The organism is Blastococcus sp. SYSU DS0617 (genome assembly GCF_054051075.1).
On record NZ_JBJHAO010000028.1, the window covers coordinates 1 to 16603 of the forward strand.

The following is a 16603-nucleotide window of genomic DNA, read 5'->3' on the forward strand; positions in this document are numbered from 1 at the left end:
CCGGTGTGGCCGGGCGGAGGTATCGGCTGGGGTTGTGGGGGGGGGGGGGGGGGGGTGGGGGGGGGTGGGGGGGGGGGTGTGGGGGGCTGGGGGGGGGGGGGGGGGGGCCCCCCCCCCGACGATGGGAGACGCGATGCCGAACAGGCCAGGCGGTCGAGGGAAGTGGCACCTCTCGTTTCACCGCCATGTGCGCCGCCGGCCGGCGTCATTGACGCCGGCCGCACTCCCTCGGTCGGCGTCGTCTGGGACTCGTGCGCGAGTGCCCTGGTCGGACACCCGGCGCAAGTACAACGCCGATCGCTCTGCGGTCACGGGGCGACCGACCGCTGGGACCGGGCGTCCATCGAGCAGGCGATTGTCGGGTGCGGCATTGCTCAGCCGCTCAGCCGGGGTTGATATAGGCAGTCTTCACCGTGGTGTAGAACTCCCGGGAGTAGCGCCCCTGCTCGCGCGGTCCGTAACTGGAACCCTTGCTACCGCCGAAAGCGACGTGGTAGTCGACGCCTGCCGTCGGGGCGTTGACCATCACCATCCCCGCCTGGGCGTGCCTCTTGAAGTGCGCGACGTGCTTGAGCGACCGGGAACAGATACCGGTCGAGAGGCCGTACTCGATGTCGTTCGCGACGGCGAGCGCCTCGTCGTAGTCCGCCACTCGGATGACCGAGGCCACTGGACCGAAGACCTCTTCGTGGTTGATCCGCATGTCTCTGGTGGTCTCGGTGATCAGCGCAGGCGCGAGGTAGAAACCCTCGGTGCGGCAGGTCACCCGCTCGCCACCGTGCACCACTCCGCCGTCGGCCCCCGCGGACCGGATGTAGTCGAGGTCCTGGTCCAGCTGACGCTGGTCGACCACCGGGCCGATGACCGTGTCCGGGTCGAGGGCATGGCCGACCCGCAGATCCCGCATGCGGCGCGTCATGGCATCGACGAACCGATCATGGATGCCGGCGGTGACGATCAGCCGGGAGGAGGCCGTGCAGCGCTGCCCGGTGGAGAAGTATGCGCCATTGATGCTGGCTTCCACCGCGACGTCCAAGTCGGCATCGTCGAGGACGACCATCGGGTTCTTGCCACCCATCTCGGCCTGCACACGTTTGCCGTTCGCCGCGCACGCTGCCACGAGCTGCCTTCCCACGGGCACCGAGCCGGTGAAGCTGACCGCGGCGACGTCAGTGGACGAGACGAGCGCCTCGCCGACCACCGACCCCCGCCCCATCACCAGGTTCAGCACGCCGGCGGGCAGGCCGCTGTCGGCCAGGATCTTCACCAGCTCCCAGGTGCAGCCGGGAACGAGCTCAGCTGGCTTGATGACAACGGTGTTCCCGAATGCCAGCGCGGGAGCCATCTTCCAGGCCGGAATGGCGATGGGGAAGTTCCACGGTGTGATCAGGCCGACCACGCCGACCGGCTCACGAGTCATCTCTACGGTCATCCCCGGACGCACGGAGGGCAGCAGCTCACCGGAGTTCCGCAGCGCCTCGCCGGCGAAGAACTTGAAGATCTGGCCGGCCCGGTTGACCTCCGCGCTGGCTTCGGCGATGGGCTTGCCCTCCTCCCTGGCCAGCAGCTCGCCGAGCTCCGATCGTCGGGCGAGAATTTGGCTGCCTGCGGCGTCCAGGACGTCGAAGCGCTGCTGCGGGGACGACAGCGACCAGGTGTTGTAGGCATCCTTGGCCGCGGCGACCGCGGCGGTGACCGCGGCGGCGTCCCCTTGGGCGTACTGGCCGACCGTATCGGTGACGTCCGAGGGGTTGATGTTCGCGGACGCTTCCGTGCCCTCCGACCAGGTGCCGTTGATGTAATTGCCGTGGATCACGCTGCTCCTCCTGTGGGGGTTGCCGGCGGCACTTCCAGAGGAAGCCCGACCACCTCGGCCGATCCGTCCCGGTGGCCCAGGACCACCTCGTCGGTGATGCCGACGAAGAGGCCGTTCTCCACCACGCCGGGGATCTGGTTCAGCGCCACGGCCAGCGCCGCGGCGTCGTGCACGGCGCCCAGACGGGCGTCGAGGATGTAGTTGCCGCTGTCGGTGACAACCAGCTCGCCGCCCTTGGTGCGTCGAGTGATCGGGACGTCGGCATAGCCGGCGTCAGCCAGCAGGGCCCGAATGAGGAGTTCGCTGCTCACCCATCCGAAGGGCAGCACTTCGATCGGCAGGGGGAACGCGCCGAGCCGGGCCACCACCTTGCTGTCATCAGCCACGATCACCCGGTGGTGCGACGCCCGGGCGACGACCTTCTCCCACAGCAGACAGGCGCCGCCACCCTTGATCATGCTGCCGTCGGCGTCGATCTCGTCGGGGCCGTCGATACACACGTCGAGCTCAGGCAGGTCGTTCAGGTCGGCCAGCGGTACGCCGAGTTCCAGGGCCAGGTCGCGGGTGGCCGTTGAGGTGGGGACGCCGACGACGTCGAGCCCGTCCCGGACGCGCTCGGCGAGCGCCCGGACGAACCAGTGAGACGTCGTGCCGGACCCCAAGCCGAGCTTGGCGCCGTCCTTGCCGTAGACCTCGGCCGCTCGTCGGCCGGCGGCCAGCTTCGCGACGTCCTGGGGGGTCTGGGGTTGCACGGTGGACTCCTTCATGGGTGCGTGGCGCCCGGTCGGCCGGGGCGCACGTTGGGGGACGTGCGGGCGTCCAGCAGGTCGCCGAGTTCGGCGAACCGGCGGATCCGTCGGGCGGCCTGTGGCTCCACCCGGGCGGGCGCCCAATCCACCAGGACGAGGGGGACCCCCGCCCGGCGGGCGCATTCGACGTCCACGTCGGTGTCCCCGACGAACAACGCCTGGTCCATCGGCGTGCCCATCTGCTCGAGTGCGGTGAGCAGGTGCTCGGGTGCCGGCTTGGACGCCGCCACCGCGTCTGCGCCCACGACGGCGGCGAACAAGTCACGGAGGCCGAGACCGGTGAGGACCGCCTCTGCCATGTGCTGGGTCTTGTTCGTGCAGACCCCGAGCGCGACACCGCGCTGGGCGAGCGCGGTGAGCCCGGCGCGGGCGTCGGCGTACAGCGTCGAGTGCACGACCGGGTTTTCGGCATAGCTCTGCAGGTACGTCCGGGTGTCCTCGTCGAGGCGCTCGCCGGACACCTCGATTCCCATCCCGCGGTAGACGCCGGCGACCAGGTTGCGGGTGCCCTCGCCGATGAACTGCTCGACGTAGCCGACCGGCTGGGCCTGGATCCCGTGGGTGGCGAGCATGGCGTTGATGGCCCCGGCGATGTCGGCCCCGCTGTTGACCAGCGTGCCGTCCAGGTCGAACGCGATGCCGGTGACCGGACCCGCCGTCATGCGCTGTCCCGAAGGTTCACGGCCGCCAGCGACGCGAAGGCCGGCCGAAGAGCCTCGTACAGCGTGCGGTGGACGTCGTGCAGGTCCGCGTATACGTCGGCCACGGCGGGATCGGGGGCGGTCGTCCCGGTGACGTGGACGACGTCGGCGACGGACTCGATGGAGGGCCAGTGCCCAGTGCCGACCCCAGCCAGGAATGCGGCGCCGAAGGCGCCTCCGTGCACGGCGCCGGTCACGGTGGCCACCTCGGTCTGCAGCACGTCCGCCAACAGCCGTGTCCACAACGGTTCGCTGGTGGCGCCCCCGGACGCCCGGACCTGGGCCGCCCGGCGGCCGCCGACGGCGGCCTGGATGTCGAAGACCTCGCGGAGGTTCAGGAGCACCCCCTCCATGACGCTGCGGCTCAGGTGGGCGGCGGTGTGGGCGTGGGTGAGCCCGACCCAGGAACCCCGTGCTTCGGGGGCCAGGTGCGGGCAGCGCTCGCCGAGCAGGTAGGGAAGGAAGAGCAGTCCCTGGGCGCCGGGCGGAGCCTGTTGAGCCAGTTCCACCAGCCGCCCGTAGTCCAGCCCCGCCGCGGGCGTCAGCGGCTGCAGGGCGTCGCGCAGCCATTGCAGGGCGCCGCCGCTGTTGAGCGCCACGCCCATCACATGCCACCGGTCCGGGGCGTTGCCGCAGGAGATCTGCAGCCGGCCGTCGGGTGCTGGTGGGCAGCTCGTCATGGCTCCGCCCACCACTCCTGCGGTCCCGAGAGTGACGCCCAGGACGCCTTCCTCGACCACCCCCATGGAGGTGGTCTGCAGGACCGCGTCCCCGCCGCCGCCGACGACCGGGGTGCCGGTCGCCACGCCCCACCGCTGGGCGATCTCGGCGGTCAGTCCGCCGGTCACGTCGGTGGACTCGGCGACCCGGGGCAGCAGGTCCTCGGGCAGGTCCAGCAGCTCCAGCAACCGGGTGGACCACCGTCGTGCGCGGACGTCGAAGAGGCCGGTTCCGGAGGCGTCGCTGACGTCGGTGACCAGTTCCCCGGTCATCCGGAGCCGGACGTAGTCCTTCGGGTTGAGCACGTGCCGCATCCGCGCGTAGGTCTGCGGCTCGTTCTCGCGCAACCAGAGGATCTTGCCGGCGGTAAAGCCCGGGATCATCCGGTTCTGCACCAGCTCCAGGAGCCCGGGCAGCCCCCCGGCCCGTTCGGTGATCTCCTCGCACTGCGGCGCAGCGCGCTGGTCGTTCCAGAGGATGACCGGTCGCAGCACCTCGTGTTCGGCGCCGAGGGCCGTGAGCCCGTGCATCTGACCACAGAGCCCGAACCCCTGCACCGTGAATCGTCCGCCGAGGGAGCCGAGTACCTCCCGGACGCACTCGTCGGTGGCCTCCCACCAGTCGTTCGGCTCCTGCTCGGCCCATCCAGGCCGTGGGGTGTTCAGGGGGTACCGCCGGGTGGCGGTGGTCAGTACCTCACCGGAGGCGCCCAGGGCCAGGACCTTGCATGCGGAGGTCCCGAGGTCGATGCCGATCCACACGTCGGACATGGCGGCCCTCAGGCTCCGTGCCGGATGCGGACGTGCTTGAGCTGCAGGTAGGAGTCCAGCCCCTCGCGCCCGTGCTCGTAGCCGTACCCGCTGCCCTTGCGGCCGCCGTAGGGGGCGTTGATGATCCCCGCGTCGACGTTGTTGACCGCCACGCTCCCGAAGTCGAGCCGACGGCCCAGCGCGAACACCTCGCCGACGTCGCGGCTGTAGACATAGGCCGCCAACCCGGCCGGGGTGCTGTTGGCCAGCCCGATGACGTCGTCGAGTTCCCGGTAGGGCGCGACGCCGACGACGGGCCCGAAGGTCTCCTCGTGCATCACGAGCATTGCCTGGTCGCAATCAGCCAGGACGGTCGGGGCGTAGAAGTAGCCCCGTTCCATGCCGGCGACTCGTTGGCCGCCGGCCACGACCCGCGCCCCGCGCCCCCGGGCGTCGACGACGTGCCGCTCCACCTTGGCCAGTACCTCGGTGTTGGTCACCGGCCCCATCGCGGCGTTCTCGGAGAACCCGTCGGCGACGACCAGCGCGGCGGCGGCCTGCCCGAGCCGCTCCACGAACTCGGCATAGAGGTCCTGGTGCACGTAGATCCGGTTGACGGCGATGCAGATCTGTCCGGCGTTCCGGAACCCCCGGCGCAGCGCACCGGCCACGGCGGCCTCGATGTCGGCCTGTGCGGTGACGATCATCGGACAGTTGCCGCCCAGTTCCATCGACATCGGCTTGACCCCGTGCACCGAGCGCTGGATCAGCGCGCCGGTCTCCCCGGAGCCGGTGAACGCCACCTTGTTGATGTCGGGATGGGCGATGAGCGCGCCCCCTGCCCGGCCCGTGCCGTGCACGAGATTGGCCACCCCGGCCGGCACCCCGGCGGCCTCGATGCAGCGGAACAGCTCGATCGCCGAGGTCGGCGTGTACTCCGAGGGCTTGACGACGATGGTGCATCCCGCCCCCAAGGCTGCGGCCAGCTTCCAGCCGATGAGCTCCACCGGGTAGTTCCAGGGGGCGATCGCGCCGACGACGCCGATCGGCTCCCGCTCGACGAGGCTCGTGTAGCCGTCCTCCTCGTTGGGGATCACGGCGCCGGTGCTGCGTGTCGTCTCCTCCGCATAGAAGTGGAACGTCTTGGCCAGCTTGGCGACCTCGCCGCGGGCCTCGTCGAACGGCTTGCCCATCTCGCGCGTGATCGTCTCGCCCACCCGCTCCTCCGCCGCGGCGATCCGGTCCCCGACGGCGTGCAGGTACCCGGCCCGCACCGAGGGGTTGAGCCACCGCCACTCGCCGAAGGCGCGGCAGGCGGCGGCGACTGCACGGTCCACGTCGGTGCCCGCCGACTCCGGAACCTCGGCCACCACCTCCTCGGTGGCGGGGTTGACGACGGTGACCGCAGCTCCGCTGTCGGTGTCCAGCCACTGTCCGTCGATGTGGTTGAGGCCGCGTTGGATGTCGCTCATGCCCGCAGAGCTCCCGTCAGGTCGGTGGTGCCGTGGATCATTGCGTCGTCCGGAACAGGCTGATCGATCACGCGACCCGGCACCGGAGGGGCTCACCCGCCAGGGCGCGGGCGGCCTCCTCACAGGCCAGCCGCTGTAGGGCGGCGACCGAGTCGTCGGAGAAGAACGCCGCGTGCGGCGTGAGGAGCACCTGGGGGAGAGCGCGGAGCCGGGAGGTGGGGGACAGCGGTTCCGGCTCGAAGACGTCGAGCGCCGCAGCGCTGAGATGCCCGCTCTGCAGCGCGTCTGCCAGGGCGTCGCTGTCGACCAGCCCACCGCGCGACGTGTTGACCAGGATCCCGCCGCGGGGCATCCGGGCCAATGCCTCGGCGTCGATCAGGTTCGTGGTGGCCGGGGTGAGAGGGGCGTGCAACGAGACGGCATGCGAGCGGCTGAACAGCTCGGGTACGTCGACCAGCTCGATGCCCGCGTCCTGCAGACCGGCGGCATCGGCGTACGGATCAGCGGCCAGTACCCGGAACCCGAACGGGCGCAGCCGATCTGCGACGGCGAGCCCGATCCGGCCGGTGCCGATCAGCCCGACGGTCGTCGAGGCGAAGCCGGGCAGAGATCCCAGGCTCCCCGGCGGGCACCAGCCGTGCTCACGCACGGATCGGTCGTAGGCCGGCAGCTTGCGCAGCAGTGTGAGCAGGCTGGCCACGGTGTGGTCGGCCACCGTGTCGCTGCCGTAGTCGGGAACGTTCGCGACCGAGATGCCGAGCCGTCCGGCCGCGGCGCAATCGACGTTGTCGTAGCCGATCCCATACCGGATCACCGTTGCACCGGGCGCCATCGCGCTCAGCACCTTCTCGGTGATCGGCGCGAAATTGACCAGGACGACGTCTGCGCCCGTCACCGCCGCGATGGTCTCGGCCTCGCTCGTACAGGCGTACTCCGCGAACTCGGCGCCGAAGCGCCGGGCGGTCGCCGCCTCCTGGTCCACCCCGCCGAACGCCTGGTCGGTCACCACCATCCGGCTCATGCCGGTGCACCCGCCGGCGCCTGCGCTGGCCGAGCGGCCTCGCTGCGCAGGAGCCCTCGACCGGAGAGGTTGCGCATCAGGTCACGGATGCCGAACGTCCAGTCCGGAGCTTCCTCGGCGCTGGTGACCAGGTTGACCAGGGTCCCGAGCTTCGGCGAGGAGATGCTGACCACGTCGCCGGTTCGGTGGGTGAAGCCCTGGCCCGGGGTTCCCCGGTCCTCGGTCGGTGCGAACATCGTGCCCGTGAACAGCACGAAGCCGTCGGGGTACTGGTGGTGGGCGCCATGGGCGTGTGCCACCAGCTCCCGGGGATGCCGGCTGATCTCACTGACCGGGTTGACGCCTTCGAGCACGTAACCCTCCGGCCCGCTGATGCGCAGGGCCACGTCCACGGACGCGGCGTCGTCGAGGGAGAAGCCCTCGTCGAAGAGGCGGAGGAAGGGACCCAGGGCGCACGAGGCGTTGTTGTCCTTGGCCTCGGTGAGCAGCAGGGCGCTGCGGCCCTCGAAGTCGCGCAGGTTCACATCGTTGCCCAGGGTGGCCGCCACGGGCATGCCCGTAGAGGTCACCGCCAGCACCATCTCCGGTTCCGGGTTGTTCCAGGATGACCGGGCGAGCACGCCGATCTGGGCGCCGGTGCCGACGGCCGAGAGCACCGGTGCCTTGGTGAAGATTTCCGGATCCGGCCCGATGCCGACCTCGAGGTACTGCGACCACAGCCCCTCCGCCAGGAGCACCTGCTTGACCCGCTCGGCCTCCGGTGAGCCGGGTCGGATCTGGGAGATGGCGCCGCCGACCACATCACCCAGCCTCGCGCGGACCTCCTGAGCGCGGGCCGGGTCGCCGGCGGCCCGTTCCTCGATCACCCGCTCGAGCATGCTGCGCACGAAGGTCACCCCGGCAGCCTTGAGCACCTGCAGGTCCACCGGGGCGAGCAGGTGCGGCCTCGTGCGGTCGCCTGTGAGCGTGGCAGCCAGGACCTCGGCCAGGGGCCAGCTGCGACCTGACGTGCTCCGGACGACGTCGACGGCGTCCGGGCGCTCCAGCAGGTCGGCCACGGTCGGTTCAACCGAGGTCAGGTCCACCAGCGTGGAGCCGCGAACCGTGACGACGCACGGACCCTCGGACTCGGGGTCGAACAAGCGTCCGACCAGGGTCGCCCGGTCGGCGTCCTCGGGGAGAACGAGGTCTGCATAGGCACTGAGGTCCACGGGGTTCTGGCCTTCCTGGAGGGGTGGGAGTCGACGGCAGCTGCGTGGGCTCGCTCGGACATCGAGATGCCGGGGGGAGGTCAGCGAGCACTCGACGCGCGTGTGAGCGACGTCTCAGTAGATGTCCTATCATATGACCGCTGAGCCGCCAAGCCGCGCGAAAGCCACAAGGCCCCGCCTCGTCGCCGACCTCGTTCGCAGGCACAAACCCGCAGCACGGCGCCGTGCCAAGCCTCAAAACGCGCCGACGAGGACTGTGTCGTGTGGCCTTGACCACATCATCATCTTGTCCTACGTTTCCGGCCATGCCAGATCATCTCGGGTCTCGTCAGCGACTGCCGGAGGCGCTCGCGGATGCCCTCCAGCAGGAAATCCTGGGTGCCAGCCTGATCCCGGGGGACCGGTTGCCGAGCGAGGCCGAACTAGCCAACCGTTTCAACGTCAGCCGGACGGTGGTGCGCGAGGCTGCCCGCTTGCTGGTGCAGCGCGGCCTGGTGACGGTCAGGCCGGGCCGCGGCATGACCGTCGCCGACTTCGACGGACGGTTCATCGCCGAGCAGTACGGCTTGCTGCTCCGACTGAGCGACGGGACCTTCGACCAGTTGCTCGAGCTGCGACTGGTTCTGGAGGTCGAGATGGCCGCGCTGGCGGCCGCCCGCCGGTCCCCGGAGCATCTGGCCGAGCTGCGCCGGTGCAACGAGCAGTTGAGCCGGTCCACCCAGTCCCGGCCCGAGTTCCTGGCGGCGGACCTCGACTTCCACGAGGTCATGGCCGAGGCGAGCGGGAATCCGTTTTTCCGCCTGGTGGTGGGCCCGATCAACGGGTTCCTCCGCGACACCTACAGCAACGGCCCCGGATACCCCTCGGAGGCCCACAACACGATCGAGGAGCACGCGGAGATAGAGCAGGCGATCTCGTCCGGCGATCCCGCACGAGCCCGCTACGCCACGGAGCGTCATCTGCGCCGAGTGTTCGCGAGCAGGAACCGGCTGCTGGCCGCTCGCGAAGAGGCAAAGGGCGCCGAGAGCACCCAGAGCTCCCAGGAGTCCCGCCCCGGCACCGGGTGAGGGCCCGGCTCGGGGATGACTGCGCCGGGTGCCCGTCGCTCGTGCGGGCGAGGACACAACTCGAAGGTGACCAGTCCTGAGTGCGCGTCAGCCGACAACGCCGCAGCTTCTGACCCGCGGACGGCCGCCAGCCGCCCGCTCACCCCATCGCCGGTCACGAACACACGCCCGGGTCGCGGCCCGGGCGCCCGAGCCATGCCGCGGACGTCCGTTCGGTCGTCCGCGGCCGGCCCGACCAACACCACCCGCCCGCTGCCATCCGGACAGCGGCCTACCGAAAGCAGGAGAGACGTGAGAAGCATCGGACAGAGGTCCCTCGTGCGCAGGATCGCGGCGGGCGCCGTCGCCGCCGCGGTGCTGAGCATCCCGGCCTGCGGCGGCGGTGGCTCGGACGCCGCATCGGACGTCAGCCAGGCCGATCGAGACGCCGCCGTGGAGAAGGCCTGCGACGGCGCCTCCGAGCTGCTGGACGCGGCCAAGAACGAGAACGGTTGGACCGGGCCGGAGGAGAGCCCGGCGCCGCAGCAGGGACTGGACGTCGTCGTCATCCCGGAGCAGATGGCGTCCACCGGCGCAGCCCGGCCCGCCGAGGCGATCGCTGCGGCGGGTGAGCAGCTCGGCTGGAACACCAAGATCAGCGATGGTCAGGGCAAGCCGGAGGTCCAGCTGAACGCCCTCAACTCCGCCATCGACGAGGGTGCTGATGCGGTGGCGCTGGTGTTCGTGGACACCACCCGGGTGCAGTCCGGCATCCAGCGCGCCATCGAGGCCGGCATCCCGGTGATCACGCTGGGGTCGCTGAAGAACACTCCGGAAACGGTTCCGGACGTCTCCTTCGACTGGGTGCGCAGCGGCGAGGCGATCGCGCAGTACATGGTCTGCGAGAGCGAGGCCGAGCTGAACCTGCTGCAGATGAAGAACACGGACCTCTACATCACCGTGAACGGCCAGTACAAGGGCAGCCAGGAGTACCTCGAGCAGGAAGAGAACTGCCCGGGTTGCGAGATCACGACCAAGGAGTGGAGCCTCTCCAACTTCGACAACCCGACCACCGGTCCGGCCGCCCAGGCGACGGCGACGATCCAGGGTGACCCCGACATCAACTGGGTGTCCTGCTTCGACTCCTGCTTGTTCCGGGTGATCAACAGCCTCGACCGCGCCGGCCTCGCCGACACCGTCTCCGGCGCCGGGTTCGACTGCAACCCCGAGAACATCGCGATCATCCGCGCCGGTGGCAGTCAGAGGGTCTGCTTCGCCGACCCGCGCGAGTGGCTCGCCTACTCCGTCGTGGACAACATCAACAGGATCAGCAATGGGGAGGAGCCGGTCGACTGGACCTCGATCATCCCCGTGGCGATGTTCGATCAGGAGGTCCTCGACGCGCTGACCCCCGAGCAGGTGGCCGAGCTGGAGAACGAGGGTTGGCAGGGGAACTTCGACTTCCGGGCGAAGTTCGAGGAACTGTGGGGTCTGCGGTGACAAGCCGCCTCTACCTCGAGGGACCGCGGTGACCCCCGTCGGGGGCGCGGGGACCGAGCCAGCGGCTCCCAGCGTCGCGGTCCGTGGTCTGACCAAGGATTTCGGCCAGAACCGGGTCCTCGACCACGTCGACATCTCCTTCCACGCCGGCTCCATCCACGCTCTGCTGGGCGCCAACGGATCCGGCAAGTCCACGCTGATCAAGATCCTGGCCGGATACCACGAGGCCACCGCGGGGAAGGTGCTCCTGCACGGCGAGGAGTTGCACTCTCCGATCACACCGGCCGCCGTCCACGCGGCTGGGGTGCGCTTCGTCCACCAGGACCTCGGCCTCGTGGAGTCGATGTCGGTCCAGGACAATCTCGCGCTTGCCCTGGGCTTCGAGTCAGGACCGGCCGGGACGATCCGGTGGCGGGCTCAGCGCGCCGCCACGCGCAGCGACCTGGAGGCGGTGGGGCTGGATATCGACCCCCGCACGCCGGTCGGTGAGCTGGGGCCGGTGCAGAAGACGCTGGTCGCGATGGCCCGCGCGCTGCGGGGTCTCGAACCGGGCCGCGGCGTGCTCGTACTCGACGAGCCGACCGCGCGCCTGCCCCATGCGCAGGTCGATGAGCTGCTGCAGCGTTGCCGGGCACTGCGCGATGCCGACGTAGCCCTGATCTACGTGTCGCACCGGCTGGACGAAGTGTTCGCGATGGCCGACCAGGTCACCGTGCTCCGCGACGGCAGGGTGGTCTTCGACGACTCGGTGACGGCAACCGACGAGGCCCGGCTCACGGCGACCATCACCGGGCGCAGCGCGGACCGGACCCCGGTGGTCGCCGGCCGGTCGGGCCGGGTCAGCCGGCCTGCGGACGACCGGGGGCTCGTCCTGCGGAACGTCACCGGGGCGCGGGTACGGGACGTGTCCCTGGAGGTCCGGCCTGGCGAACTGGTCGCGGTGACCGGGCTGATCGGTTCCGGGCGCAGCGAACTGGGCCGGTTGGTGTTCGGTGCCCAGGCGCGCCGTTCGGGCACCATCGAGCTGGACGGCGAGGTGATCGACCGGCCCACACCCCGGGGCTCGGTCGACCGCGGCGTGGGTTACGTCCCTCAGGACCGCAGTCAGGCGGCGGTCCGGACGTTCAGCGTGGCCGAGAACGTGTCCCTCACCGACCTGCCGCGCCTGTTGCGGCGCGGTGTGCTGTCCGGTGCCCGACGCAGGACGGTCGCATGGAAGGCGATCCAGGACCTGGACGTCCGGCCGGCTGATCCGGAGAAGGCGCTGGGGGAGCTGTCGGGCGGAAACCAGCAGAAGGTGATCCTGGCGAAATGGCTGCAGCTGGACCTCAAGCTGTTGCTGTTGGACGAGCCCACGTACGGCGTCGACGTGGGTGCGCGGGAAGCCATCATGAGCACGGTTGTCGACCGGGTGCGCAATGACGGGCTCGCTGTCCTGCTGCTCGACTCCGACATCGAGTTGATCGCCGCATACGCCGACCGGGTGCTGGTGATGCGCCGCGGCAGCCTCGTCGCCGAGCTCAGCGGCGAGGAGATCACCCACGAGCGCATCAGCGCAGCGGCCTATGCGGTGGACACCTCCGTGGGCCCGACCCCGCACTCGCCCTCGACCATCCAGGAGGCATCGTGACGACCACTGCCCACGACTCATCCGCGGCCACCGAATCCGCGTCCCCCCCGCCGGCGGCCGAGAACCGTTCGCTGGCCCGGCTGCCGGGCCACCTGGTGCGCAACTACGCCATCGTCGTGGGCCTCGTGGTGGTGGTCGGCCTGTTCTCCGCACTGCGTCCGGAGACCTACGCGACGATCGGCAACCTGGGCTCGGTGCTGCAGGCGAACTCGGCGCTGGCCCTTGTCGCGTTCGGGCTCATGCTTCCACTCATCGTCGGTCACTTCGACCTGTCCGTGGGGGCGATCGCCGCCTTCAGCGGCATGCTCGTCGCCGGGCTCATGTCCCGGGGGACTGTCGACGGCTGGGTGCCCGCTGTCCTGATCGTGGTCGCCATGTCCGTCATCGTGGGTCTGGCCAACGGATTGCTCGTGGCCTACGCCGACCTGAATTCACTCGTGGTGACCTTGGCGACGTCCTCGGTGCTGTTCGGGTTGCTGCTGTACTACTCCGAGGGAGGGGTGATCTACCAGGGCATCCCGGAGTCGTTCACCTCGCTGGGACAGAACCGGCCGTTCGGCATTCCTCTGCCGTTCATGTACGTGCTGGTCGCGGCTGTGGTGCTCTGGTACCTGCTGTACTTCCGGCCGCTCGGCCGACGGTTGTACGCCATCGGTGGCAGTGAGGACGCAGCCCGGCTGACCGGCATCCGGGTGCGGCCGCTGGTCGTCGGTGCCTTCGTCGTCGGCGCGGTGCTCTGCGGGATCGGCGGCGTGGTGCAGGTGGCCCAGGTCGGTTCGGCCGCCCCCACCACCGGCTCGGAGTTCCTGCTCCCGGCCTTCGCCGCCTGTTTCCTGGGGGAGACGTCGGTGCGGCGCGGCTACTACAACGTGTGGGGCACGCTCACCGCGGTCTTCCTCATCGCGGCGGGCACCACCGGTCTGTTCATGCTCGGGGCCGAGGCATACGTGCAGCCGCTGTTCAGCGGGCTCGTGCTCATCGGTGCGGTGGCGCTCGCGCGGTTCACCGTCCTGCGCCGGCGAGCGGCGGCGTGAGCCCGTCGCCGGCCGAGAGTGGTGCGGCCAGGACGGGCACCGGTGGTGTGCTGGACAGCTTCCGGCTGGACGGCCGCGTCGCCGTGGTGACCGGCGGCAGCAGGGGCGTGGGGCGGGCCGTCGCGCAGGCACTCGCCGAGGCCGGCGCCGACGTGGCCGTGCTCGCCCGGGACGGGGAGGGGTGCCGTCGCGCCGCGGAAGAACTGGCCGGAACCGGGCGGCGAACCGCGTCGGCGGTGGTGGACGTGGCCGATCCGGCCAGCGTGGAGGCGGCTGTCGCCGCCGTGGAAGCCGAGCTGGGGCCGGTGGACGTCTGGGTGAACAACGCGGGCGTCACGCACTGGAGCCCGACGCTGGACACCGATGATCACGACGGCTGGCAGCGGGTGCTGGACGGGAACCTCGGCGGGGTGTGGAACTGCTGTCGCAGCGTCGGGCGGCGCATGGTCGAGCGCGGCTCGGGCACGATCGTCAACGTCGGGTCCATCTCGGCGTTCGCGGTCAACCGCCCGCAGTGGCAGCCGGCCTACAACGCCTCCAAGGCGGCCATTCACCAGCTGTCCCGATCGCTGGCGGGGGAGTGGGCGCCGCACGGAGTGCGGGTCAACGTGCTGGCTCCCGGTTTCGTCCGGACCGACATGGTCGCCCCGCGCCTGGACGACCCGGCGTACCGCCCGTACTGGGTGGAGAACGCCGCTCAGCAACGCGCCGCCGACCCCGCGGAGCTGGGGCCACCGGCGGTCTTCCTGGCGAGCGATGCATCCAGCTACATGACCGGTGCGGTCCTCGTCGTGGACGGCGGCTACACGATCTGGTGAGGGCGTCCGACGGAGAGTTGTCCGGCGGAGGAGCGGGGAGAGGGAGATGACCGACACCGCGAACACCACAGTGGTCCTCCAGGAGGTGGGCCGGCTGGTGCTGGAGCAGCGGGCGATGCCCATGCCAGGCGCCGGCGAGGTGCAGGTCCGCGTCGAGGTGGTGACCATCTGCGGATCCGACGTGCACTACTACGAGCGGGGCCGCATCGCGGACTTCGAGGTCACGGGGCCGCTCGTGCTCGGCCACGAGACCTCAGGGGTGGTGAGCGCGGTCGGCGCCGGTGTGGCACCTGACCTTGTCGGTGTACGGGTCGCGCTCGAGCCGGGGGTCTTCTGCGGGCACTGCGTGCAGTGCACGAGCGGTCACTACAACCTGTGCCCGGACATGGCGTTCTACGCCACCCCGCCCCATGACGGGGCGCTGCAGCAGTACGTGACTCTGCCCGCTCACCTGGCGCACCCCATCCCCGATGAGCTGTCCTTCGAGCACGCCGCCTTGATCGAGCCGTTGGCGGTGGCCGTGATGGCCTGCCGGCGTGCGAGGTTGCAGGGCGGGGAGCGGGTCCTGGTCACCGGCGCGGGAGCGATCGGCGTGCTGTGCGCCCAGGTCGCCAGGGTGCTCGGGGCCGGGACGGTCTGGCTCAGCGACGTGGACCCGGCGCGACTCCAGCAGGCCCGGGCCTTCGGCGTTCCGGAGTCCCAGCTGGTCACTGATGCATCCGACGTGGTGGCCGACGTGCTCGTGGAGTGCAGTGGCGCACCGAGTGCCCTGCGCGGCGGTATCGCCGCTCTTCGCCCTGGCGGTCTCGCCGTCGCCGTTGGCTTCGGGCCGGATCCGGACGTGTCGCTGCCGCTGGGTGTCATGCAGATCCGGGAGGTCACGTTGACCAGCACGTTCCGGTACGCCAACGCCTATCCCGCAGCGATCGCGTTCGCAGCGGACGGGCGCGTGCAGTTGGACGGGCTCATCGGGGCGTCGTTCCCGCTCGCCCGCGCCGAAGCAGCGATGCGGATCTCCCGGGACCGTCCCGAGGTGCTCCGGGCCGCTGTCTACGCCCAGCGGTAAGCGGGACCGTCAAGAGCGATGCGGGGAGGAGTGGTCATGAAGGGCCTAGCGGGGAGCACGGTGGCGGTCACCGGCGCTGCGGGGGGGATCGGTGCCGCCATCTGCCAGCGGTTGATCGAGGAGGGGGCGCACCCGATCGCCCTGGACCGGCGCCCGTTGAACGGCGTGCCGTCGGTGACGGTCGATGTGACCGACCCGGCCTCGGTGTCAGCGGCTGCTGCGGCCGTGCTGGCTGAGACGGGGCGCATCGACGGGCTCGTCGCCGCCGCTGGGGTGGTCGAGGACGACGTCCCGGCCGAGGAGATGACGCCGGAGCAGTTCGACCGCACCCTGTCGGTGAACCTGCGCGGGGTCTTCCTGACCTGCCAGGCCTTCGGGCGGGTGATGCTGACGCAAGGGAGCGGGAGCATCGTCACCATTTCGTCGATGAGTGGGAACCACGTGGTCAACAGCCCACAGGCGCAGTGCGCCTACAACGCCTCCAAGGCCGGGGTCACCGCGCTGACTCGGTCGCTGGCCGCTGAGTGGGGCGGCCGTGGTGTCCGGGTCAATGCGGTCGCACCGGGCTACGTGGCGACGCCGTTGCTGGACGCCAAGCGGCACCAGTTCGACCAGTGGCTGCAGGCCACCGTCGTGGGCCGGATGGCCAACCCCGACGAGATCGCCGCCACGGTCGCCTTCCTGCTCAGCTCGGAGGCCGGGTTCTACTGCGGCAGTGAACTGCTGGTCGACGGCGGCTACACGCTGCGTTGACCGACCCGCGCACCACCCGCGCCGGACGCAGGCTCCAGGGGCTGTCGGGACTCAGGAGGTAAGCACTGTGCCCGGCGTACATCGACCGATTCATCGGTCGGTTCCTCTGGTCACCCGCTTGGCGCGGCTGGGCTGCACGCGCATCGGCTCACCCGGCATCTTCGGGTAGTCCGGCGGATAGGGCAGATCGCCCATCCCGTCGTCCGTGGCCTGGCGCTCGGCGAGCTCCAGCAGCGGCTCGATGCCGAAGGCGTGCT

14 protein-coding genes are annotated in these 16603 nt (G+C 70.5%); 7 read left to right on the forward strand and 7 right to left on the reverse strand.

Going from position 1 to position 16603, the window contains the following annotated elements; translation table 11 throughout:
* Positions 1–382 precede the first annotated feature (382 nt).
* The 7 genes from ACI793_RS19085 to ACI793_RS19115 form a co-directional block, all read right to left on the reverse strand.
* Positions 383–1816, reverse strand: a complete 1434-nt coding sequence (locus tag ACI793_RS19085) for an aldehyde dehydrogenase family protein (protein ID WP_456607957.1) — start codon at positions 1814–1816, stop codon at positions 383–385.
* Positions 1813–2583 carry a ribose-5-phosphate isomerase RpiA gene (rpiA, locus tag ACI793_RS19090; protein ID WP_456607958.1) on the reverse strand — a complete coding sequence of 257 codons (771 nt, stop codon included), beginning with the start codon at positions 2581–2583 and terminating at the stop codon, positions 1813–1815. The genes ACI793_RS19085 and rpiA overlap by 4 nt, the downstream gene beginning before the upstream one ends.
* A complete protein-coding gene (locus tag ACI793_RS19095; RefSeq protein ID WP_456607959.1) occupies positions 2580–3287 on the reverse strand; it encodes an HAD family hydrolase in 708 nt (235 codons plus the stop codon). The genes rpiA and ACI793_RS19095 overlap by 4 nt, the downstream gene beginning before the upstream one ends.
* Complete coding sequence (gene xylB / locus ACI793_RS19100) at positions 3284–4816, reverse strand: xylulokinase (protein WP_456607960.1); 1533 nt, start codon at positions 4814–4816, stop codon at positions 3284–3286. Before xylB ends, ACI793_RS19095 begins: the two co-directional genes overlap by 4 nt.
* 8 nt (positions 4817–4824) lie before the next feature.
* A complete protein-coding gene (locus ACI793_RS19105) occupies positions 4825–6267 on the reverse strand; it encodes an aldehyde dehydrogenase family protein (protein ID WP_456607961.1) in 1443 nt (480 codons plus the stop codon).
* Between the two features lie 67 nt (positions 6268–6334).
* A complete protein-coding gene (locus ACI793_RS19110; RefSeq protein WP_456607962.1) occupies positions 6335–7288 on the reverse strand; it encodes a C-terminal binding protein in 954 nt (317 codons plus the stop codon).
* Positions 7285–8499 carry a fumarylacetoacetate hydrolase family protein gene (locus tag ACI793_RS19115; protein WP_456607963.1) on the reverse strand — a complete coding sequence of 405 codons (1215 nt, stop codon included), beginning with the start codon at positions 8497–8499 and terminating at the stop codon, positions 7285–7287. Before ACI793_RS19115 ends, ACI793_RS19110 begins: the two co-directional genes overlap by 4 nt.
* A 305-nt stretch (positions 8500–8804) precedes the next feature.
* On the opposite strand from ACI793_RS19115, the gene ACI793_RS19120 reads away from it, so the two are divergent.
* The 7 genes from ACI793_RS19120 to ACI793_RS19150 all read left to right on the forward strand — a co-directional run bounded on the left by ACI793_RS19120 (position 8805) and on the right by ACI793_RS19150 (position 16346).
* Entirely contained in the window at positions 8805–9566 is a 762-nt protein-coding gene (locus ACI793_RS19120; RefSeq protein ID WP_456607964.1) for a FadR/GntR family transcriptional regulator, read from the forward strand.
* Between the two features lie 318 nt (positions 9567–9884).
* Positions 9885–11045, forward strand: a complete 1161-nt coding sequence (locus ACI793_RS19125; RefSeq protein ID WP_456607965.1) for a sugar ABC transporter substrate-binding protein — start codon at positions 9885–9887, stop codon at positions 11043–11045.
* Positions 11046–11073: 28 nt separating this feature from the next.
* The gene (locus tag ACI793_RS19130) at positions 11074–12675 is read left to right on the forward strand and encodes a sugar ABC transporter ATP-binding protein (protein ID WP_456607966.1); all 1602 of its coding nucleotides are present in this window, start codon (positions 11074–11076) and stop codon (positions 12673–12675) included.
* Complete coding sequence (locus ACI793_RS19135) at positions 12672–13709, forward strand: ABC transporter permease (protein WP_456607967.1); 1038 nt, start codon at positions 12672–12674, stop codon at positions 13707–13709. Before ACI793_RS19130 ends, ACI793_RS19135 begins: the two co-directional genes overlap by 4 nt.
* The gene (locus tag ACI793_RS19140) at positions 13706–14527 is read left to right on the forward strand and encodes an SDR family NAD(P)-dependent oxidoreductase (RefSeq protein WP_456607968.1); all 822 of its coding nucleotides are present in this window, start codon (positions 13706–13708) and stop codon (positions 14525–14527) included. Before ACI793_RS19135 ends, ACI793_RS19140 begins: the two co-directional genes overlap by 4 nt.
* A gap of 46 nt (positions 14528–14573) precedes the next feature.
* Positions 14574–15593: an NAD(P)-dependent alcohol dehydrogenase gene (locus tag ACI793_RS19145; RefSeq protein ID WP_456607969.1), complete on the forward strand. Its 1020-nt coding sequence runs from the start codon at positions 14574–14576 to the stop codon at positions 15591–15593.
* Between the two features lie 36 nt (positions 15594–15629).
* Positions 15630–16346: an SDR family NAD(P)-dependent oxidoreductase gene (locus ACI793_RS19150; RefSeq protein WP_456607970.1), complete on the forward strand. Its 717-nt coding sequence runs from the start codon at positions 15630–15632 to the stop codon at positions 16344–16346.
* Positions 16347–16603: the final 257 nt, after the last annotated feature.

Bases quoted from the DNA above. Each gene is read 5' to 3' on its own strand.
- xylB (WP_456607960.1), bottom strand. From the start codon at position 4,816: ATGTCCGACGTGTGGATCGGCATCGACCTCGGGACCTCCGCATGCAAG.
- ACI793_RS19110 (WP_456607962.1), bottom strand. From the start codon at position 7,288: ATGAGCCGGATGGTGGTGACCGACCAGGCGTTCGGCGGGGTGGACCAG.
- ACI793_RS19120 (WP_456607964.1), top strand. From the start codon at position 8,805: ATGCCAGATCATCTCGGGTCTCGTCAGCGACTGCCGGAGGCGCTCGCG.
- rpiA (WP_456607958.1), bottom strand. From the start codon at position 2,583: ATGAAGGAGTCCACCGTGCAACCCCAGACCCCCCAGGACGTCGCGAAG.
- ACI793_RS19145 (WP_456607969.1), top strand. From the start codon at position 14,574: ATGACCGACACCGCGAACACCACAGTGGTCCTCCAGGAGGTGGGCCGG.
- ACI793_RS19105 (WP_456607961.1), bottom strand. From the start codon at position 6,267: ATGAGCGACATCCAACGCGGCCTCAACCACATCGACGGACAGTGGCTG.
- ACI793_RS19150 (WP_456607970.1), top strand. From the start codon at position 15,630: ATGAAGGGCCTAGCGGGGAGCACGGTGGCGGTCACCGGCGCTGCGGGG.
- ACI793_RS19095 (WP_456607959.1), bottom strand. From the start codon at position 3,287: ATGACGGCGGGTCCGGTCACCGGCATCGCGTTCGACCTGGACGGCACG.